The 22,347-nt window shown below is 59.1% G+C and carries 10 protein-coding genes; 7 read left to right on the forward strand and 3 right to left on the reverse strand.

From position 1 onward, the window contains the following. Positions 1 to 859: 859 nt before the first annotated feature. The 7 genes from dpdE to dpdD all read left to right on the forward strand — a co-directional run bounded on the left by dpdE (position 860) and on the right by dpdD (position 18,265). Entirely contained in the window at positions 860 to 3,997 is a 3,138-nt protein-coding gene (gene dpdE, locus ACWD0F_RS21010) for a protein DpdE (RefSeq protein ID WP_449877837.1), read from the forward strand. Next, positions 3,994 to 6,432, forward strand: a complete 2,439-nt coding sequence (gene dpdF / locus ACWD0F_RS21015) for a protein DpdF (RefSeq protein ID WP_449877839.1) — start codon at positions 3,994 to 3,996, stop codon at positions 6,430 to 6,432. Before dpdE ends, dpdF begins: the two co-directional genes overlap by 4 nt. Positions 6,433 to 7,760: 1,328 nt before the next feature. Next, positions 7,761 to 10,349 carry a hypothetical protein gene (locus ACWD0F_RS21020; protein WP_449877841.1) on the forward strand — a complete coding sequence of 863 codons (2,589 nt, stop codon included), beginning with the start codon at positions 7,761 to 7,763 and terminating at the stop codon, positions 10,347 to 10,349. A gap of 263 nt (positions 10,350 to 10,612) precedes the next feature. Then, positions 10,613 to 11,104, forward strand: a complete 492-nt coding sequence (locus ACWD0F_RS21025; protein ID WP_449877843.1) for a hypothetical protein — start codon at positions 10,613 to 10,615, stop codon at positions 11,102 to 11,104. Next, on the forward strand, positions 11,101 to 15,516 hold the full coding sequence (dpdJ, locus tag ACWD0F_RS21030) for a protein DpdJ (RefSeq protein WP_449877844.1): 4,416 nt from the start codon (positions 11,101 to 11,103) through the stop codon (positions 15,514 to 15,516). The genes ACWD0F_RS21025 and dpdJ overlap by 4 nt, the downstream gene beginning before the upstream one ends. Next, positions 15,513 to 16,049 carry a phospholipase D-like domain-containing protein DpdK gene (dpdK, locus tag ACWD0F_RS21035; RefSeq protein ID WP_449877846.1) on the forward strand — a complete coding sequence of 179 codons (537 nt, stop codon included), beginning with the start codon at positions 15,513 to 15,515 and terminating at the stop codon, positions 16,047 to 16,049. Before dpdJ ends, dpdK begins: the two co-directional genes overlap by 4 nt. Continuing rightward, positions 16,046 to 18,265, forward strand: a complete 2,220-nt coding sequence (gene dpdD, locus ACWD0F_RS21040; RefSeq protein WP_449877848.1) for a protein DpdD — start codon at positions 16,046 to 16,048, stop codon at positions 18,263 to 18,265. The genes dpdK and dpdD overlap by 4 nt, the downstream gene beginning before the upstream one ends. Positions 18,266 to 18,423: 158 nt before the next feature. On the opposite strand, the gene dbpB (ACWD0F_RS21045) is transcribed toward dpdD, so the two are convergent. Genes dbpB (ACWD0F_RS21045) through dbpB (ACWD0F_RS21055) form a run of 3 tightly spaced genes read right to left on the reverse strand, consistent with a single transcriptional unit; the run spans position 18,424 to position 21,925 of the window. Then, positions 18,424 to 19,536 carry a DGQHR domain-containing protein DpdB gene (gene dbpB / locus ACWD0F_RS21045; RefSeq protein ID WP_449877850.1) on the reverse strand — a complete coding sequence of 371 codons (1,113 nt, stop codon included), beginning with the start codon at positions 19,534 to 19,536 and terminating at the stop codon, positions 18,424 to 18,426. Then, positions 19,536 to 20,771, reverse strand: coding sequence for a tRNA-guanine transglycosylase DpdA (gene dpdA / locus ACWD0F_RS21050; RefSeq protein ID WP_449877852.1), 1,236 nt, complete (start codon positions 20,769 to 20,771; stop codon positions 19,536 to 19,538). Before dpdA ends, dbpB (ACWD0F_RS21045) begins: the two co-directional genes overlap by 1 nt. Then, the gene (gene dbpB, locus ACWD0F_RS21055) at positions 20,768 to 21,925 is read right to left on the reverse strand and encodes a DGQHR domain-containing protein DpdB (protein ID WP_449877854.1); all 1,158 of its coding nucleotides are present in this window, start codon (positions 21,923 to 21,925) and stop codon (positions 20,768 to 20,770) included. Before dbpB (ACWD0F_RS21055) ends, dpdA begins: the two co-directional genes overlap by 4 nt. Between the last annotated feature and the right edge of the window lie 422 nt (positions 21,926 to 22,347).

A 22,347-nucleotide genomic window follows, 5' to 3' on the forward strand; every position in this document is an offset into this window, starting at 1 on the left:
ATCTTTACGAAGCGGCCGCCCTCATGCGCGGTCAGTTGCGGAACCGCGACCGTGATCACGCGCTGTCACGGCATCACGATCTTTGTGCCAGAGCCGTGGAAACCCAGGTGGACGGACACGTCATTCCTGGTAAATGGCCGTGTGACTCCTGCTGGGCGGCCACGAGATCTCCAGGTAGACGGACAACTCCACGGAGCTGAGATGCGGGGGCCACGGCCAGGCATAGCCAACGACGGCGAGGCCCTCGGGCACCACCAGGTGGCGCTGAGCAGGGTGCGCGATGCCGTGAGGCCCGACGAAGGAGGGTCCTGCGGCTCCGATCGCCCCAGCCCGTAGGGAGGTCGCCGAAGTCGGCGATCGTGACGGTCTCAGCCCGGAGCCTTCCGAAGATCACTATGTGCACGGACAGATGGCCGTCCAACAGGACGCGTAGTGTCCGCCCACCTGGAGGTCGAGTGGCCATGGATCTGGATGGGCGTGGCCATCTACCTGGAGAAACTCGTGTCCGTTCACAGCGCCCGACGTCGGCAGTGAAGGGAACGCCCTGGCCAGTGAGACCGATTGTGCTCGTCGAGGCGTGGACGGCGGCCACATCCAAGGAACTGGCAGCGAACGAGAGATACCGCAGGCAAACTCGCGCCCCTCGCCGTCGTTTCACCAGCGATGGCGCTCCGCATTGACATCGTCACCGCGTAGGCACGAAGCGGACTTCAGCTACTCGATTCGTTGCTTGGGACCGCACCACCCGCCGGGCCCAAGGAAAAGTACACTCCAGAACGGTGATGTCTTCGCCAGGGACAGTGAGAAGTGCTACAAAAGGTGTCTAGTTGCTGCCGATGCCGACGACGTGGGGTTATGGATGGAGCCATCGCTTGCCGGAGAGCCCCTTTCGGCTGCAGATATCCGTTTTGTCAGGGACAGTGAGCTAGGCTGGGGCCGCTTTGACCCCGCCGCGGGGAGGATCGCCTTCTTCGATTCGCCAATGCGATCCGAGGTGGAACTGCCCGTTCTTGGCCGAACGTACCAGGTGGCCCATTTGCCTTCACAGCAGAGGGTGTGGTGGTTTGACGGCCAACGGTGGATCGTTGGGCGGATCGACTCCCCATCGAGCGAGAAGGGCGAGGCCTACTTCGTCCACCTGCCAAACGGCAGCACGAAGGTCCTGCCCTCCGCTGAGTTGCAAGTCCGTTGGTCCCTCCCGCTGGCGGACCCGCTTGGCCTGCTTAAGGCGGGCACAGTCGAGACTCGCTATTTCCATACTCGCAGGACCCACTTCTTACATACGGTGTTGCAGCAGCGCAGCGCCTCCCTCAACCTTGGCGGCATTCTCTCGTCGGCTGTCGAGATCCACGATCACCAAGTCGGTGCAGCTCGCCGAGTACTCGGCGATCCGATACCTCGTTACCTGCTGGCCGATGAGGTGGGGCTCGGCAAAACCATCGAGGCCGGCATGGTGCTTCGCCAGTTGCTGCTCGACGAGGCGGGGACTGCGGTCGTCATCGTGCCCGATCAGGTGGTCGGACAGTGGAAGCAAGAGCTCGCGATGAAGTTCCGGGTGCACGAACTCCCTGGCGCTGTGAAGATCGTCGGCCATTCGGCGATTGGAACCATACGACCTGAGCCCAGAATGCTCACGATCGTCGACGAGGCACACCGGCTGACCGAGCGGGTGAACAACGAAGGGGAAGGTCTTCGTGACCAGCGGTATGACGCACTATGCGCCATCGCCCACGCCTCAAAGGCGCTTCTTCTGTTGAGTGCTACACCAGTTCGCAGTAATGAGGACGCTTTTCTCAGGCTATTGCACTTGCTAGACCCGGCGAACTATCCCCTGACTGACATGACCGCATTTCGCCACCGCGTCGAAATGCGTGACGACTTGGCGCAAGCTATATCGGCGATCAGCGAAGAGACTCCACTTCGCTATCTGGACGGACCGCTGACCCAAGTCTCCCAGCTACTCCCGAACGACCCCGTTGCCAAGGAACTCATTGCCGATGCCCACCAGTTCATCGCAGCCAGGGCAGAGGGCGAAACTAGGAGAAAGATCAGTAATCTCCGAAGCTACATCTCCGAGACCTATCGACTTCACCGACGGATGGTACGAAATCGTCGCTCCACAGCAGCCAAAAAAGGCTTTCCCGCACGAGGCCGCGGCCTGGCGGACACTTGGCTAATCCCGGACCCCGACCGGCGGCGCCAGGATCTTTTTACCGCGTTAGACGATCTCCGTCTCGCTCTCGAACTAGAGGAGCATCCCAAAGCGGGATATATTCTGCAAATCATTCTTGGACGCATTCTTGCGCCCATCACCGCACTCGAAGACCTTGTTAAAGCACTACGACGTAAACCGAACCACGATCTGTCGCCCGATGAACTGAGTGCCGTTGACGCGATCGTGCGATTGAATGCTGGCCAGGAGCTTGCCGATAATCTCGAGCGAATTGTCGCTAACGCTACTGAGGCAGACCGAATGTCTGTAGCCATCGAGTGGGCTAGAGAGCGGGTAGGGCGCAAGAAATGCGCCATTGCCTGCTCTTTTCCGAATACTGCTCGCCTAGTTACCCAGTCACTTGTAAGCGAATTGGGCGGCCACCGCGTCTCCGCATTGCTAGAAGACCAGGGGGAAGACCTCAGAATCCGGCTAACGACCGAGTTCGCACGCAGTACGGAGCGCAGCATACTCGTCATCGACCGGTCCGCCGAGGAAGCGACAAATCTTCAATTCATCGACGAAGTGCTTCACCTCAACGTGCCCACCTTCAGCACCCACCTCGAGCAGCGCCTCGGCCGCTTCGACAGATGGAGTGAACTGCAGAGTCCTGTGCGCTCCTCGACCTTCCGGGAGGATTTTACTACCGGCCGGGATCATATTGATGCCTGGACGATGACTCTCAACGACGTATTTGGTGTGTTCACGTCCTCAACATCGACCTTGCAGTATGTGCTGTCGGATCTCGAGAACAAGTTCTTTCACACGGCAGTCACCCATACCCTAGCCGGCGCGCGAGAGCAGATGCTGGGTCAAAGGGATGAACTTGCAGCTCAACAGCGTCGAATATCTGGGCAAGATATCCTTGACAGCATCGAGGATCGGGCCAATGACGAAGACGTTGCGCGGCGACTTTCCACCGTGGACGCTCAACAACGCGAGATCGAACGGGCAGTTCACGGCTACCTAGTCGAGATGCTCCAGTTCTCTGTCTCCTACGAAGACGATCACGTGCGTTTCGGTGTAAGCAGATCAAAGCCGCCCTTGTTGACAGAGGAGTGCGTGAGGGACATCGGAACGCAGGTGTTCAAACGGGCGTACACCACCGATCGCATCACCGCGGAGGCCGGCCTGGGCTTACTGCGCTGGGGCGAGCCATTGGTCAATGCCTTCGCCAAGATCGCTGAGGTGGACGACCGCGGAAGGGCTTTCTCGACCGAGGTGCAACTCCAGACTCGAGAGCCAGACCGAGAGCCATGGGTGGCCTTCTGCTTCGACATCAAGGTCGCGCCTGGCCTGATCAACCTTCCTGGCGCCGGCGATCTCGATGGAGCGCTCCATCGGGCGATACAAGCGCGCTCTGAATTTTTCTTGCCAACCACCTTGGAACGAATCTGGTGGCTGGCGGGCCAAGGCGAGTGCGAGTCAAGGTTGGTCAAGATCCTGGAGCGCACTGATGGAGAGAACCTGGGAAGCCGCCCGGAGCGTTTTCGCGAACTAGCCGCACCCTTCCAGTGGCCTCGTCTTTGCGGCGACGTCTTCCGGACCGCCATAGCCGCCGTCCACGGTCGCGACAGCGTGATCCAACGTCTGGACGAGGCACGTCGGCGGACTGCCGCTGCCCAGGAATGGGAGCGTGTGATTTTGCAGGCCCGATCACGCATCGGGGGAGAGTCGTCTCCAGATGAGACTGTCATGGCCGCAGTCCAGCATGCTCTGGCCCACCCGGAGCTTAGCCTCGATAGCTGCGGGGCAGTATTCATTACTTGGGTGTACCGCCCATGACTATCTACCCCTTGCAGGAGATAGCAGAAGCGTGCCCGCGTCTGGCCCGGCGGCTAGAGTCGTCCGGGAATCCGCGCTCGGCGGAAATTCTGCCGTTGATCCGATCGGTTTTGGTCGCGCGTGGATATCAGTCGGTCGCTGACTCGTCCGATCTGGCCTCTATACCGACGGTCGAATGGCGGGCTTATGGCTTTGTGCGCGAAGCAGGGCTGTACTGGCGCGCTCAACCGTGGCTTCCCTCATGGCTCGATGCCCGGGGAACGGCACCTGACGAGGACGCCGCCCACTGCTCTCCACGGAGACCGAACTGGCGACTGACCGCCGATCGTTTCTACACCATCGCGGCGCAACGGTCCGTTTATCTGAGCCCCGGCCAAAAGGCCAGTGTCCGCGCACTCAGCGCAGCCCGCGGGGGAGACTCCGTCATCTGTGTGCTTCCCACGGGATCCGGGAAGACAGACGTCGTCCTTACCCGGGCGATCAGCAACCGGCCTCGGCAGACATGTCTAATTGTTCCCACTACGGCTCTTGCCCTGGACCTTGAACGGCGGATTCAGGAACTCACGGGGGAACAAGTCCTGTTCGCCTACCACGGTGATCTGACCACGAGCGAGAAGACAGATCTGGCCCGACGGGTACGTGAGGGAACACAGTGGCTGATCATCTCTTCTCCTGAGGCGGCGTGCACCGTACTTTCTCGGTCTCTTGAAGTATCCGCATCTGAGGGCAGGCTTGACCTGCTTGCGATCGACGAGGCACACATCGTCGCGGAGTGGGGTGATGCTTTCCGACCCGCCTTCCAGGCGTTCGCGGGACTGCGGCGGCACTTGCTTGACCTCGCACCCGCTGACCGGAAACCCGTCACTGTGATGCTCACAGCAACCCTTGACGACTATGGGCTAGAGGCGCTGCGTCGCCTCTTCCCTGGACAGCGCGAAGTGCTGGTAACTGCGCAAGTCACTCGCCCGGAGCCCGCCTGGTGGATGAGCTATTGCACAACAGAGGAAGAGAAGCGTGAGCGCTTCCTTGAAGCATGCCGGCACCTACCGCGGCCACTCATCGTGTACACCAGTTTGCACACCTCTGAGAACTCCACCAACGTGTCAACAGCCTTGTCGTGGCTTCGCGCCGCGGGCTTGAAGGCAATCGCCGGTGTCACAAGCGGCGTATCAGCACAAGGGCGTCAGGACGCTACTCGTGGTCTACGCCTCGCTGGTGACCCAGCCAAAGACGTCGACATCGTTGTGGCCACTTCGGCTTTTGGCCTTGGCATGGATGTGCCTGAAGTGCGGGGTGTGATTCACCTATGCGTGCCCGAGTCAGTGGATCGTCTATACCAGGAAGTAGGTCGGAGCGGCCGAGATGGCAGAGCGTCCGTCTCCATGGTCTTGTGGACTGACTCAGATGCCAAAGTCGCGCACGGAATGGCCGAGGCGAGGCTTCTCGGGGATGAGAAGGCATGGAGGCGATGGCGCAGCATGAAGAGTCGTGGCTCTATTGAGGACGACGTACTCAAGGTAGATCTCACTGCGCCCACCGAGGACGTGACCTATCCATGGAGCGACGCCAACCGTTACTGGAACACCCAGACACTCTCTGCGATGGATCGTGCCAGGATGATCACCGTGGAATGGCCAACTCCATCTAATATCCCGATTGATGCCACAGACGAGGCATTGCAGGATATCTTCGCAACACATCGAAACTCGATGTCTGTCCGTATTCAGCATAGCGACCTCTCTGACGAAGCCACCTTCCGCCAGCGCTTCCGCGATGCGCAGTCACAGAGTCGCACAGCGGCGGCCGCGTCCCTGGAATCTGCAACGAAGATCCTCGAGGGACTCGACACCTGCGTGAACCGCTACCTGGCCGATCACTACCGCCTCAACATGGAATCTGGCGTGCTCCCAACTACTCGACAGTGCGGAGGCTGTCCCTTCTGCCGAGCACGTCGCTTGCCGCCAGCATTGATAAGACATCCTATGAGCCCGCTGATCAACGGCACCCTGACTACTTCGGCTGGACCTAGGCTGCGCCACCTGGCACCAGAAGGACGGCTATGTGTCTGGACTGACGAGTTTGAACCCGATGCCGTGCAGGAACTCGCCGACCGCCTGGTCAGTCAAGGTGTCATGGCCCTAGTGGCCGCGGGGCCGTGGTCGCCACGCCCTCGATCGCCCCAACCCATCTGGTGGGAGGACACCGTGACGAGCTGGCTCGCAGGCTCGAACAACGTGCTCGTTCCCACGCTCGTGCGGATCGACGCCGGAGATCTGGCCAGCGAGTGGGCACTCTTGTTAACCCGTCTCTCGCGGGGACCACTGACCGTCGTGCTATGCACCCGTGACGCGCCAAGTCCCTTTGGCGGTCCAGCGTTACTAAGGGAATCCTGGGGCCCGGCTTACCACATCGATCACATTCTGCGAAGGCTATAGATGGCACTCCTCAACCCGCCGGATATCCTCCCTGAGGCGATGCGCTTTCTGGTGAGGGCGCTAGTCGCACTTCCAAAAGCAGAAGCAGACAGGGAAGAACTCCTGAGCCTGGTAGCTCCTCGTGGCCTTACAGAGGCAATGGACTTGGTAGCTACCGGGGCGGCCGATCCTTCGGACGCTGACCCAGATGACCTGCGTGCGGGTGGCTCTATCATCGCCGGCGCCTCTCTCGACGCTCTACGGATGCTTGGCATGGTTGAGCAGTCGGGCAATCGCATCAGGCTAGCCACCGCAGAGGCTGAGCGCTGGAAGAGCCCAGCAGCCGTCACCCCCCGGAGCATGTTCCAGGTCTTGGTAGACACGCTGATCCAGATGACCGACTCGGACGCATCGAGCGGTGTGGGAGATTTTATTCAAGCGCTAGTTCTCCTACACGTAGCAGGAGAGCCCTTGCGTCCATTTGACAGATTCGAGTCATCTGCCACTAGTCGTGCCGGACGAAGTTTTGCGATCAGGCAAGAGCAGGTGCTCGGCTCCGACCGCAAAGGCTGGCCGATTCCGAACCGGGAACAGTGGTCGTCGTTTCGGCGTTGGGCATCATACTTGGGACTCGCCCGCCCTGTTGGCAGTGGTGGACTAATCCCAGACGCTAGCGAAGCCTTGGCCTACCGACTACCGACGCTGGCGCCTGGCGACTACGATGTGCGTGACTTCGCTGCACGATGTGCTTCAGCAGTTCCGTTCCTAGATGGCGACGGCTTGCAGTTCAGTCACGATCCGCAGCATGAGGGTGATCACGCCATACTCAGTGGCGGCTTAACAGTTTCGCTGCTTCAACTCGAGGCGCACGGTTTCCTGACTCTGGAAAGAAGGAGCGACGCAGGTGGCCGGACTCTTCGACTGCAGCCTGATGGGTCTGCCGACCGTGTCGTCACTACGGTAATTTGGGAGACGACTCGAATTAGAGGTGACCTGTGATTGGAAATCGCGTCTGCTGGAGTCGGGCGGCGGTCGACTTCGCCACGCAAGTCGACGTCGGTGGGCTAGAAGTAGACGACCCACGCGCCGACGCGGTGTTCGACGCTATACACCAGAAGTTGCCCGTACTCCGGGAGCAGGGCGGCGGCCGCTCTATCGAGGCAAGCGAGGACGACGTCCGTCGCGCTTTTACGCGGCCGATTACGTCGAATGAGCCATTGTTGCTCTTCATCAAGGGTGATAAGGGTACGGGGAAGAGCCACATGGTGAGGTGGCTCAAGTCCCGTCTAGGGGCTCGCCCATCATGGCATATCGTCTACATCGAAAAGCGAAACACATCACTCCGGCGAGTGACCGAGAAGATACTTTCCGGAATCGACACGCCAAAGGCGAGACAACTCCGCGAAGAACTCGCGCGGGCTTCATCTGAGATAGCGACCGCCGAAGAGGCGGTTAGCGCCTTGTTGGCCAGGCTCGACCACCTGGTGACGTTCGACCCGGCCACCGAAATCCGTGGCCTATCGGGCGTGTCGCCAACCGAACTCACCGACCTACGCCGTAAAACGCATCGACTGCTCGGCGACTACACCTTTCGCAAGGTACTGAGCAGAAGCGACGGTCCCGTACACCGGATTGTCCGCCTTGCCCGTGGTGGGGCAGAGCCATCAGAGGATGTCGATGAGACCGACCTTCATCTTACTGAGGCCGACCTGCAGGTTGACCCTGCAGTCTTTGACGACCTCGGTCCAGAACTCCAAAACCTGGTGGGGTCCCTGGTCTCGAACCGATACCTACGAACTGATATCGCCGCCCTCTGCGACTGGTATCTGCCGCGCGCAAAAGCTGAGGTGTTCATGGGGCAGGGAACCGATCTACTTAGCGTTTTCGAGGACGTACGCGAGGAGATCGCTGCTCGCGGACACGAACTATGCTTGTTGATCGAGGACCTCGTGTTGCTGCATGGCATCGACAAGCAATTGGCACAGGCGCTCACTATTCCTGCCTCCTCTCGGTTGTGCAAACTCCGTGCCGCGATCGCAGTGACATCTGGATACCTGAACTCCCTCGACACCTTCACCGATCGAGGCGTGCAGTTCACTCTCAACATTAACGTCAAGGCTATAGGCCAGACGGGCCTGCGGGACTTCGTCGGGCGCTATTTAAATGCTGGGCGTCTGCCCGATGCTCCGCCCGCCAATTCCGCGTCTCGCGGCCAGATTCCTGACATTCCGAACGCATGCCTATCATGCGCAGACAGGCCTCGATGCCACGCAACCTTTGGTACCTCAACGGACGGCTATGGTCTCTATCCCTTTAACGGAACTGCCATCGACAGATTGGTAGAGCTAGCCAGCCCAGGCGGATTCCAACCTAGAGAGATTCTCCGTGAAGTCATCCGAGGGCCACTGGAGGCTGCCGAAGATGAGTTGCCAACAGGAGGAATATTTCCGTCTGGGCGATTCGCCAAGCCACTGGACGATGTGCGGCAAGCAATCCCTCCAGGAATGCGAGCAGCTATTCGGCGTACCAACCATGTCAGCCCTGACACTGAGATGAGCCTGCGCGCCTTCTACGCTCAGTCACCACCAAATGCCGACCCGGCACTCGAAGCCGTCGCGGCCTACTTCGGCAATCAACTGAGTGATGGAATAGCTGATGATCAAGGCAAGCCGGAGGAGAGGGACGAGACGCTGCCTAAGCCGCAACGGCCATCGGCGAGCGAGATCGATCTGTGGGCCAATGGTTCTAGTTTGCTCAGCTCCGGCACCGCAAACCGCATTCGGAGATGGATCTGCGACGCGGTGATCGTCCACCTGCAGAACGGCCCGTACGGAATTTTGATCAGTAGAATCAAGGGTTCCAGACCTGCCTGGCTGATTGGGTCTCACACCCTGCGTCTGAGTGACATCCAAATTGACCGGTCGCAGGGCGGAGGTGTGGTCGAGAGCCCAGTTCCATTTCGAATTGAGGCCACGGACGATAATGCCATCCTTATCCAGGGAGTACTAACGGCCGCCGACGGAAGTAGCTTGGACTCGGTGGATCAGGGGCGATGGTTCTTCTACCTCCAGAAAAGAATCAGCGACTACGCTAGTAAACTCGCCCACCTGGCAACAGCCGACGCTGCAACTCTACTGCCCGCCGTACAAGCGCTTGAGGTGCTGCGCAACGCGGCCACAGATCCCGGACATACGGTCTCCACCGCTCTGCCGGCGATGCTGATGCCGGCATGCCCGGCGGGTCAGCACCCGGCCGTCGAGAAGTTTCTCAAGGAGGTACGCCCCGTTCGTGAAGAGGCGTTGACAACTGTTCGGGCCTACGCGACAGCGGCCAAGGGAGCAGGAAAGCCATCACTGTTCGACGTAGGCCCGCTCTTGCGGCAAATCCAGGTGCACCTGAAAGCACGGTCGGTTCCGAGCGAACCCCCTGGTGAAGATCACGGCAGCCCGTTGCTGAGGCAACTTCAAACTCGGCAGTCACGGGCGGCAGAGCAAGCCTGGAACGACGTAGCACGGAGCGTCCAGGACGTGGCGAGGTTTCTTGATCCCACTGAGGACTTGAGCGCGACCCTGAAGGTCGTTGATCGGCTCGTTAAGGAGTGCCACCTCCGAGGTCGATTGCCCCGTGCTGACTCGAAGGAGTTGTACGAAACGGTTCGAAGCCAAGTCGGTTCCGAGAGCATGGAGTCCTATCGACGCCTCAGCAAAAAAATTGCCAGCGAGGTTGAATCTGGTGACCTCTGGGACATCCTCAATAATCCCTTGCCACAACTGACGGCGCTTGGGCGCTTCGCACAAGTGACTAAGGAGCTTCTCTCTGGTCTGGAGCAAAACTTGACGGCTACGCAAATCACTGGAGCCGTAGACACGGACGCCCTGATCCGAGAACTTCGAGGCCTGGCCACGTTGCTGGACAGGGCCTGTCAGGAGGTCCAGTGATGCACCCACCAGAGTCGCTAGCCTCACGCGCTGAAGCCCTACTCAACCGGCTGGCGCAAGTAGAGGCCCAAGAGGCCGATCAGCAGGCACGGGTTGAAATCGAGAAAGCTCGAGTGCGTGCTGGTAGAGCGCGCGAGGACCTAGATAGCGCGTTGCGTGTAATCCCACTTCTCGCAGGACATGGGTTGGCCCAACCTGCAGTCCGCAAGGCGACAGCAGGCGAACTCACTAAGGCCCGGACGGCACTGCGGACAACAGCAACCGTGATCGTTGGGGCGTCCATCGGGGATGTTGCCTCTCGAATACGCTCGCAGTCGGTCAACAGCGCGTTGGACACTGCTGGTAAGTTCTCTCGATCCTTTCTCGTCGACCTCAATCGATCCGTTGACATGAAGCGGATGCAGATGCGACCGAACGGGATCGAGCAGCCGATAGTCGCTTATCCCGGGTCTAGCGAGGCGCTGGCAGCCAGGCTGCGACGGATCCAGTCGCTTTTCGCGCGAAAAGTCGAGAACCTCAGCCCAGACGACTTGGTGAATCGACTTCAAGACCTTGAGGACGGCGCCGCATCGTGGGCGGCGGATCGGCCGAAGCTGGACCAGAGCCTCGAACGCCAGCACCCGGAGGTCAGCGAGTTCCTCCGCTACGCGGCAACTGAGGGCGGCGCGCCCTGGCGACTCATCACTTCCTCCGTCCGCGCATGGTTGTCCGACCCCGAAAACACGGTGAATCTGAGGATCGTGCTGCGATCATGACTACTTTTGACCGTTCTGCTCTTCTCGCCGCTCTCGACGCCCTCGAGGAAGCCGACGCACGGAAAATCGCGTGGGGACTCATCGACGAGTCCTGGACACGAGACAGCCTCTCAGACTTCCTCAAAGAGCATTGGGACGGCCCCGATACAGAAGTCTGCATCGATGAGTTGCTGGCCGAGGATCTCTTGGTTCAGTTGCATAGAGAATGGCCGGCCAGGTACCGGACTAGGATGGCTGAGTCAGTGCGCCTTTTCGCCAGACTCCGTCAGTTGTTCCCTGGCAAGCCCTGGCAGTCCGGAAGCCGATTGGTCTCAGACTTCCGCTTCCTTCGCCGGCCGCGCGCCTTTCCCGATCGGAACCTTGAGCCTGCTGAGGCCCTCAAACTGCTGCAGGGGCGTGACCTCCCCGACGCTGTTCTTTCTCAGGTCGGACGTGTCCTGGCTGGACGGTCCCTCTCCCACTTCCAACTCGAGGCTACGGCCGAGATCTTCTCAGCGCTTCGGGTCAAGAAAGATCGCGGAGTTGTGATCGGTGCAGGCACCGGAAGCGGCAAAACCCTCGCATTTTACCTCCCTGCTCTGTCACAGTTGGCGGCAGATGACAACGGCCCGCGCGTCATTGCGATCTATCCCCGTAACGAGTTGCTGAAGGATCAGTTGGCGACGGCGCTGCAGGAGGTGCGTTCCCTTCGATCATCTGGCAGTCGACTCCTGACCATCGGAGCTTATTTTGGGCCGACGCCATTCAGCAGCGATCACGAGCCCGATAGACGAGGCGGTTGGCGAAGAGAAGGATCGGCTTGGCTGTGCCCATTTCTAACTTGCCCCGCAACTAACAATGGCGGTAACTGTGGCGGAACGCTTGCTTGGATTCGCCCTCCAGACAAGCAGTCAAGTTCTCTAAACTGGGGACACCTGAAGTGCCAGACATGCGGTGGCCATGTCACTTCGGACGAACTCCGTCTGACGCGCACCGCCATGCAGGAGCAGGTGCCTGACATTCTATTCACGACCACGGAGATGCTGAACCAGCAACTAAGCGACGGATGGTCAAGGCATGTCTTCGGGGTAGGGAAGGGGCGAGGACCGAATCTCGTCCTGCTCGACGAGATCCACACCTATTCGGGCGCGAGCGGTGCCCAGGTTGCCTATCTACTCCGGCGTTGGCGGCACCTTATCGGGCGCCCCGTCACTTGGGTAGGTCTGAGCGCCACGCTTGCGAACGCAGCGACGTTCTTCTCAGATCTGTGCGGCGTTTCCCCGGAATATATCAATGATGTCCGTCCGGATCCGGATTCGATGATACGCAAGGGAAGCGAGTATCAACTCCTTCTCCGTGGCGATCCCGCCTCTCAGGCTGCCCTGCTGTCTACTTCCATCCAAAGTCTCATGCTGCTGCGGCGGATCCTGGATGAAAACGGAGCCAGCCTTGGTGGCTCATATGGGACACGGGTATTCGCCTTTCTCGAAAACCTTGATCTCGTTAACCGGCTCTACCGGCAGGTGCTGAGCGCAGAGGGTCGCGATCCCTTCGGGAATCCCGATCGGAATGGACACGTCCTCGCCAGCCTACGTATTCCAGATGATGCTGAACGTTATACGGGAATCGATGACGAAGCGGAATGGGACCGTGAAGGCCAGTTTTGGTGGCTCCCGGAGAAGTTGGGCTTCGGGCAGCGCTCCCTGCAGATATCGCGAACGTCATCGCAGGATACCGGCGTCAGCCAGTCCACTGATATTGTCATTGCAACCTCTTCTCTAGAAGTTGGATACGACGATCCCCGCGTTGGGGCAATCCTTCAGCACAAGGCACCGCGTGACATTGCGCAGTTCCTGCAACGCCGAGGTCGGGCCGGACGAGTGCAGGACCAACGTCCCTGGACCGTCGTTGTGCTCTCAGATTACGGGCGCGACCGGTTGGCCTTTCAGTCCTACGAGACGATCATTGACCCATCGGTTCCGGCAAAGAACCTACCGCTGGGCAATCAATCAGTGCGCAAGATGCAGGCCGCGATGTGTCTCATTGACTGGATCGCCACCCGACTTGGCGTTGATGGACCGCATCGTTGGTCCGTACGCAAAGTCCTTTCGAAACCCGGCGAAAAATATACTTTGGTACAAGCGTGCCACCAGCTTTTGGGCGAAGTCCTCGATGGTGGCGCTGCCCAGAAGGACCTGTTTTCCTTCGTCCAATCGAGTCTGAAATTGAGCCTCGAGGAGACGCAGAGTGTTTGCTGGGAGTACCCTCGCTCGCTCATGCTCGAAGTCGTGCCAACCGCCTATCGCCGGCTTACCAGCGACTGGTCCACCGTGCAGTCGAGGGAGGCGGTCCCAAGCACTGACATCGTCGCACGACAGCCATTGCCAGAGTTCATTCCGTCAACGTTGTTTAGTGATCTTGCACTTCCGGAAGTGGAGATTGCCCCGCCTCCAAATTACGACCCCGCGGCCGAAACATCCATGCCAGTCGGGATGGCACTCAGCGAACTCGCTCCTGGGAAAGTAACGCTTCGATGGGCCGTGCAGAAGGTCCGGGGCCTCTGGATCGAAGCCCCAGCGTCCGGAGTGATTGATCTTGATGCCGGCCTGGCTCCTGGCGGTGAAGTGATCACCGATGTCCTCACGCCGGATGGCCCCATCCCCATAGTCAGGCCCATGGCTATCCGCCCGACGGAACCGCCGCCCCGTGTCCAAGCAACCTCGAACGGTTGGCTCAAGTGGCGTTTCACCATCGACGTGGACGACGAGGGAACACAGCTACCCCGTCCGCGCAACAGCCCTCTCGGCCAGCTGGTCCCTGATGTTACGGCGTACCTTAATGCTGATCGCGGCCCCCTGCAGACCTGGCGGTTCGCGCTGGAGGGTACGGCCGAACTCGTGATGCCGGGGACTCGAAGGCGTCAAGACCTCACGTTCACGCGGGGCGGTAAGCCCGCCGGCGTCGGCTTCGCCAGCACGGTCGACGCGCTCCTTGTCACCGTTGCTGTACCGGAGTCACTGGCCGCCTTCAAGCTGGATACCGATCCCGGTAGGCTCCGGCAGTTGCGTACGGATCGGTTCGCGCACCTTACTCGGGAAGGTCTCGAACAAAGCGGTCTTGGCCCATTTACTGCGGCGTGGGTCACTGACGTCGTCCTATCAGTAGCAACTGACGCAGTGCTTCGCGGGGACGACATCGATCACCTGCTCGGGCTCGGGGCACAACAGTGGCAGTCGCTAGCAGCAACCGTGGTAGACGGCGTCCTTCTCGCCACCAACCACACCGAGGTCGACGAGACACCTCTTCGAGATACAGTCCTTGACGCCCTTCAGAGCTCAGACACGATCCAAGTTCTGAACGAGACAATTCCGACTCTTAACCACGAGCCCGACCAAACATGGCTACCGTGGATCCGCTCTCGGTTCATGCACACCCTCGCTGCGGCCTGGCAGGCTGCAGCACAGCAAGTCTGCTCCGATTTCAACATAGACACCGACGCCTTGGTTGACATCCTCGATGAGGGAGGGCCGCGGGCACACATTGTCCTGTCCGACACCGTTCCGGGTGGAGGCGGATTAGTCGAGGCCCTGACTCGCCGGCTAGCAGACGATCCGCGGAGGTTTGATACCCTCGTCGCCGCAGCCGTGGAACCGTCGGACTCGGAAGAGGTAGATCCATCCCTGCGCCGGGTGCTGGGGCTGTTGAAGACCAGCGCTCCAGTCCGCGATGCGGCCCAGCGTTTCCGTGGAGGAAGAGCCGACAGGCTGCAAGCATGGCAGGACCTCAACGCATGCCTTGCAGAGGAAGGCATCCCCCAGACGCATGCGAATCTCACCGCGCTATCAACGCGCATATTTCGGCCGGGATCAGGAGCCGAGAGTGACGAACTCCTCCGCCTGGCGCTGGGCCGTTGGGATGACATCGACGTTCGCGCCGGATTCGCGATTGACCATCGCGCCATATGCGCGTTCCTCGCAAGGGACGATCAGGTGCTGGACATGCTTAGGCGCGTTGCGTCTTCCACAAACGAAGCCGATTCGCAGACTAGGGCGCAAGTGGTCCTCCTCAGCCTGCTATGGACACGGGCATGCGCACGTCGCAACGAAACGCTCCGAGCCACCAATCGCTTTATGCAGAACCCACTTGCTACGGAGAGAACTCTGCTGAAAGATGTGCTGCCCAGTCGTCCTGCGGGTATCGATGTTGACGGTGAAAAGTGGCGCGACGCTCTGGCCTCTGCCCTGCATAGCCGCGGCACCGCCCGACTTGTCAGCAGTTCCAGCAAGACGGAGGTGCTAGCGAGCGCGGTGCGGGAGTTGATGGCTGACCCACTCGAACTTGATTGGTTGCATGTCTATCCACAAGTGGAAGGGATCACCAGAGAAGACGGTAGGTACTCGGTGTCAGTTTCGCTTCGGGAGGCTCCGCAATGAGCACGCGACTCATCCATAGGTCGGCGGCCTCACCAAGCCGAGATCTGACAGAGTGCCTCGAGGGTTTGTTCCTCTCGGAACTGCTTAACCCAGGTAAACGCCTGCTCGTTGTGTCGCCCTGGATGTCGGACTTTCCGGCGCTGGACAACCGAGGCGGCAAATTCACGTCACTCAATGCAGCCTGGACAGCGACGTTCGTACCTTTTTCCAATGTACTTAGGGCAATGCTCCAGCACGGCACCATCATCCGACTCGCTTGCGGCCCTGGCGATCGCGAAACGGAACTCCTGTCACGCGTCGAACAGGCAGCATCGCTAGACGGGACCGCTTCTCGCCTATCACTCACTCGACAACCTCGGGAGCATCTCCTGTTCAGCCACGAGAAGGCCCTGATAGGCGACACATGGGCGGTCTATGGATCAATGAATCTTACCTATAGCGGAGTTACTATGAATGGGGAACTGATCACGGTTACGACAGATGCCGCACGGGTTGCAGCGGTCGCAACCGATCTACTTGAGCTGTTCAAGTGAACCCCGGCCTCCTGGATACGCCGTGGACCAAATTTGTTGCGGCCTTCTTTTCACCACCCAATGATATATCTGTCACCAGCAATGGCGCTGTCCGTAGAATCGTCGCGCAAGCTGAAGCGGCATGGTTTGCCAACCCGCCTTCTCCTTTTGTGCTTCCGGTCAGCGCGTCTAGTTGGACATACTGGTATGTGATCTGTCCTGATCGAGAACAACGATTGTGGATCCGCGATCTAATTCAGGCTTACGTAGGATCGTGGACCGCCTTCTCCGGACAGCCTGTCCACGAAGACTCAGATATGCCTCTGGACCAGGCTGTCCAGACGCTCACTGGCCTGCAGGGCTTTTCATATCGACTTCTGATCCCAAGGAATGCCAAAGTCGAAGCCAACGTCCGCCAAGGCCTAGTCCGAATGACTCATGCACTTACAGTTCGCCCCTATCGAACAATCAATCTGGTTCTACCGTTGGGCCGACTCATCGGCGACTTTTGGGATTCCTGTGCTTCTGGAGCGGAAGCTAAGACTGAAGAAATCCTGAACGTCCTGGAGAAGGATCACCGGCTATCGAGGGCCAACAAACTGTTCCTGAGGTTGCAATATCTGGTGACTTTCGAGCACTGGGATCGGCTCGAACAGTTCGAAGAACTTCCGGACCTGATCCGTCTTGACCGCCCCGTCTTGGCTTCGGATGCACTAGCTCGTCTTGCCATGACCCGCCTTCCAGATACGGCCAGCCTCCCGGACTTTGTGCAGTCGACTTCAGCGTACGGATGCCTCCTGGGATCGGCGACCATGATTAGGTCAGCGGCGGGCGCCCAATACTACGCTTACTGGTCGCTGTCATCAGGTGAGTCGGCTAAGCTCGTCGCGGCGCGACTCCTCGAATCGGGTTGGCTCGATCAGGTCAACGACCGGCGCGACCTTGCTGCTCTACTTTCCGTGCCGGGCGCAGTCGCTCAGACACCAACCGGAGAACCGGACCTCGCCGAGTTGCGCTTGGCTCTCGACGGTGGACGTCTCGACGCCGCGATCGAGGTCCTTGCGCGAGCCACGCCGTCCGCCACCTTGCTTCCCGTGCTCCTCGAACTGGTTACAAAGACTCTCAGCAGCAGCTCGATACAACTCCTCCAGCAGTGGCGGGAGCAACTCGTCGAGTCAGACATCCGCCACATAGTGTCTAGCCGACTCACAACGAGTGGGCACCAGGTCGCCATCGCTGCCGAGCCTCTGGCAGAAACGCTCAAGGCCGCCTTTGCTGCTGGCATTACCGTCACCGATCGAGCCCGGATAACTGATGAACTGCGAGCTCAAGCGGTCCCCCGCCTCATGCAGGCTGGAGTGCTCCGAGAAGTTGTCGATGTGGCTCGGCCTCTCAGCAGGTCGCTAGACCCTTCTTTCCTTCCAGATCTCATCGAGCTACTGCTCGACATGGAACGGGATCTCTTCCTAGCGGCCGGCGACGTACCCGGAATCCAAGACCTGCGGTTGACTATTGTGGAGGCGTGGGCCCTGGGGGATGAGTCCGGCGATCGCCATCGAGCCAATCGACTGCTTGATCTTGTAGCGAGAGCGCTCACCACTGGAGTATCAGCATCAATATTCGATGAACTGGTAGACAGTCTTCGTGCCGGTTGGACGCCTTTCCTGACTGATGCCGACATGTCACTTAGCCTTGAAATGATCGAGGTGCTTGCGGCGACACGGCCTGACGCAGCAGCGGAGCTTCCAACCTTTGCTACTCAGATTTTGAGCCGGATCGGACCACACAACGCACGACGAATCAACGCTGTACTGCTAGAGACTGCCGAGATGCTGGCCTCAGACTTCGGGTTGGAACTGGCAATTCCAGCCAAACCCGATGGCCAGGCGCCAGCGACGATTCTTCAGGTCAGGCCGCCTGAAGGATGTTTCGTAGCGATCTATTCTCTAGTGGAGTCTGCGGCCAACAGGGCAGCAGCTATCGTGCGACGATGGTACCCAGAAACCCGGGTCGAGATCTTCACTGACAAAGTGGCAAGTACAGCATTAAGAAGCGCAGCGAAACAGGCCGACCTGTTGGTCATCGCGGATAGAGCGGCAGCGCACGCTGCGACAGACGCTCTGAAGAAGGCGCGAGGCCGTAAACCGATCCATTACGCGCTCGGCAAGGGATCAGCGTCTTTGGTTGAGGCGGTACTCTCAGGCTTCGAGGCAATCTTTGGCGGGAAGGCCCCATAGTGTCGCTGTCATAACTGTGTCTCAAAGGCGACCCCTCGCAGGCTTATCGCCGCGAACCTTGCGACCATTTTCTTAGGGTCGCCGAGAACGTTGACAGCCGGAATCGCCCAGAAAGGCTGGTTGCCGCTATATGCCAGAGGTGATCAGGATATAGGCCTCTAGAAGAGAGTCTCCTGGTTAATCAGATAGAGCAACCCGTCAGTGAGCAGACGTACGTCGTTGGGGGTGTTTTGAAAGCTGTTCCACTTGCGCGCTTCCGCTGAACCGAACTTCCATGAACCCGCAGTCCAGGCAGCACCCGCCTCGATCCGCTTCAGCGCCTCGTTAACCGCATCGGGGATCTCCTGAGGGGCGAGATCCTCGGTCAGGTGATCCATGATGAAGCCCATGGCCTGGATTCCCACTCCATGAGTGAGCCGTGAGAGACGGGGGGGTAGCGCCCATGCCTCGGAGAAGATGTCTCGTACCAAGCCCCAATACGTAGTGAGATGAGTCAGCATCTGCTCGACGTCGCCGGCGCCATCCATCGGGTCCCGGTACTGGTAAAGCGCTCCCTGGTACAGGCTGTGCTCAATCATCCTCAAGATGCTGTTGTCTTTGATGTACCCGTTCGGCGACGTGGGCGTGGCGATGGCTCGGTAAAAGGGCCCGTGAAAAGTCCCGTTGAGGCGAGTCATGAGGGCAGCGGGGAGTTGACGTCGCGCGTACGCAGGAGGGAGATGTGTATTCGTATCGGGGAGTAGTTCGTGGATTAGACCCTTGGGGAGAGGTTTCGTGTTGTTGACGAGTATGAACTGAGCACGCTGCTCAGCCTCGTCATCCGCGATGAAGCCGACAGCCGCAACGGGAAATTCACCGATGTCCGCGTCTCGTATAGCAGCGCAGCGCTGCTGACCGTCGACTACCCAAGCTGGTTTCTGATCATCCTCGAGGGTCTCGTCGATGGGGACAAGAAGCTCTCCAGGCATGGAGTAGTCGACGACTTCTCGGGCAGCAGTCACAGGTTCGAAGCGAACACGACCATCAAAGGCGAGCACTAGCGCGTTCGGCAGCATGGGGTTTTCGGACTCCAGATAGCGCTGGATGGCCCGGATGTGGCTAGCGACCTCTGGTCTTTGGTACCCCTGAAGATGGTCCGTCGCATCGCGTCGTATGCGGGAGACCGCAGCAAACTCGTGCAGTCTCTTGCCATCGACCGCGAAGCAGTATATACGGCGCGATCCCTGCCTGATCTCCAACGCTGGGAGACGAAGGATCTGGCGGTCGGCCATTAGTTCTCCTGTCCAAGAGGGCTCTTGATGTGATGCATCTTAGCGGCGAAGACTGACAAGTTGTGAAACCCGCGCCTCTTGTTGCGCTCAGAACCCCTGAAGATAGCAATTTCAATACCGTGAGCGACGCAGACACTACACGTACATGACTTCCAAGGCTTAGCTTGAAGAGTAATTCGATAGGCGGGAACCTTGCTCTTTTTCTTATCAGGCTCAACCAGCGCTTCGTACTCTCCGAGAATATCGATAACTCGGTCTATGGTTTCGGCGCCGCCGTCATATGCGCGCAGGCGCCTCATGCACTCTCGCTCTGCGACCTTTGCCTTCGCTTGGGAAATTTCCCCCGCCAGAATCCGCCGTTTGAGCGAGGGGTTGCCATCGACCTGAGGAACGCGAATTGCAGTATACGCCTCATTTCTCGTGTGATAATTGTTGCGATCATCCATGAATGCTTGCCGAAAGGGCGAGGTGCTGTCGAAGCTGGTAACCCCGTAGACCGCGAATTCTTTTATGGACTCGACGCGAGTTATCCCCAGGAGATGGAACTCGGTTTTAGGATGGCGTATCCGGTCTATCTCTTTTAGGCAAGCCAAAATATCGGGTGTCTTCAGCGGAACCATCCCCCCGAGGGCGATGCGCTGATATCCGATCTCCTGGAGACGATGAACGCTGTCGGCGTAGCTCGCCGGGCTCCAACCCTGCGCAGCCCCAACGGGCTCGATAAGATCACCTCGATCCCGGACGGCGGCATAGAAGTCGGCGGCGTGCTGAAGCGAAATTTTGCGCCGTCTTTTCCATGCCGGATTAACTTCCCCGTCGGAAATCTGAGCGTCATAGCCGAAGATAACATGGTCAATGCTGATCCCGGCGTGGAACCCGCAGCGCTCATAAAAGTCCAGGACCTCAGGGGTCGTATATGGTGGAATCTCTTCATTGACGTAGTTGAAGGCGCCGCAGTCCCCCAATGTCACAACGTTCTCAGGTAGCCTGAAGTATTTAGATATGCCCAATCGATAGAGACGCTCTCTTTGCGGCATTGAATACTTGCCGGCACCCTGCACCGAGCCGTCAATGATTGCCTTGCTAACAAGGAGTCCATCGTAAGGCAGCGGCTCAAGGATTTCGTGTGCATACATGTCATCGCGTTGCCGCACCCGATACGGAGAGTGCTCTTCAGTAATAAAATTGAATGTTGGACTGACCTGGTCCTGGCTGTCAGGAAAGTAGAACCTCATACTAGGCCCCTTCGTGCAATCTGATAGACGCGAATGAGATAGTTGGATAGTTCGTGAACGTGCTTGCCTACGTTCTCGATTTCATTCCAGCGATGTCCCATCTCTTCCCAAACGCCGGATGTCCATCTGCAGTATGGGGCGACCATTTCCAGGTGCTTTCGTACTGTTTCGGGCGCGTCTTTTCGCACGGGGTCAACGATGCCTAGAATTCGGTCCATGAGGCGGCCCATGGCTCGGATGCCGGCGCCATGCATAAGTCGGCTCTTCTCTGGGGACTTTCCCCACGCATCTGGAAAAGTCTCTCGTACCGCCGTCCAGTAGATGAAGAGGGCCTGGATGATGCCATCGAAGTCCGTTTCTCCTCGACCAATGTCGCGGTAGGGGTAGAGGGCTCCCGATGGCGATGTGAGGCTTTCCTGAATCATGTCGACAATTCCAGTGTCCGTAACGACCGCACTGGCGTTCTTAGAGCTAGCGGTAGAAGCGCGCTTCACCAGGCCGTAGAACGGCGAATTTTTATCTGAGTTCAGAATGTCGCATAGCTGTGAGGGGGCCTTCCGGATGGCCAATCGTGGCGGAAGTGGACTGTCTACGGCCGGAAGGAGTTCCGTCACCAGTCCTCGCGGGAGTGGCTTGGTGTTGTTGATCCGGACGAACTGATCTCGCTGCAAGTCGACGGTGTCGGCGATGAAGGCGATGATCGGTACTGGAAAGTCGCGCCGTCGTGCCTGCGCAAGCGCCAAGGCACGCTGCTGTCCGTCCACGATCCAGGCAGGTCTAGGCCTCCCATCCTCGGAGAGGGGAATCGTGAGCCTGCCAGTATCCGAGACACCGTCGTCCGCGTGCCTATTGCCACCCCTGGTGCACCGAAAGCGTACGCGTGAAGACAAAGCCATAATGATGGGGTTGGGGAAGATTGGTAGATCGCTGTCTAGGTACTGGACAATCTCTTGGATGTGCTTCCTTACCTGAGGGCGTTGGTAACCGATCAGCTTCCCTGCTTCGTCTCTACTTACTCTGGAGATGTCGGCGAACTCGAGCACCTGCTCCGCACGCAACATGAATACAAACAGGGGATAATCCTTCACCTGTACGATCCGAAGAGCACGTATTTCAGCGATGCGTGGCTTCTGCGGCGGCGGCGGCGTCACCACCCACCTGCCAAAGCGTTACGCTCTTTAAGGAAGAGGTTCTTGAAGCGCGCTTGCTCGCAGGACAATCCTGATGTCCGTAGTTCGCGTAGGAGGGAGGTGGCTGATGTGGGCCCGAACTCCAGGCGCTTCCGGATAAAGGTGCGGACCTGATCATCGGACATGCGCTCCCCGGCCGGCCGAGGTGGAACATGTGGCGCCGCCGCGAGGGCATCGCTCATGAGCTTGGCTAGTAGTGGGCGCCGTACAGCGTCTCCACGTAGGCGTACTTCCTTCAGTACATGCATGGCTGCTCGCACGTTCAGCGAGAGGAGACTGCCACCGACTGCCGGCCTGAGAGCTGCTGTAACCGGGACCACGAGGTCTTCGACCTCTGCGCAGCGTCTTGCCGGCCCAACTACTGAGAGGTTGTCGCTGCTGGACAG

It is taken from the genome of Nonomuraea sp. NPDC002799 (genome assembly GCF_053592075.1).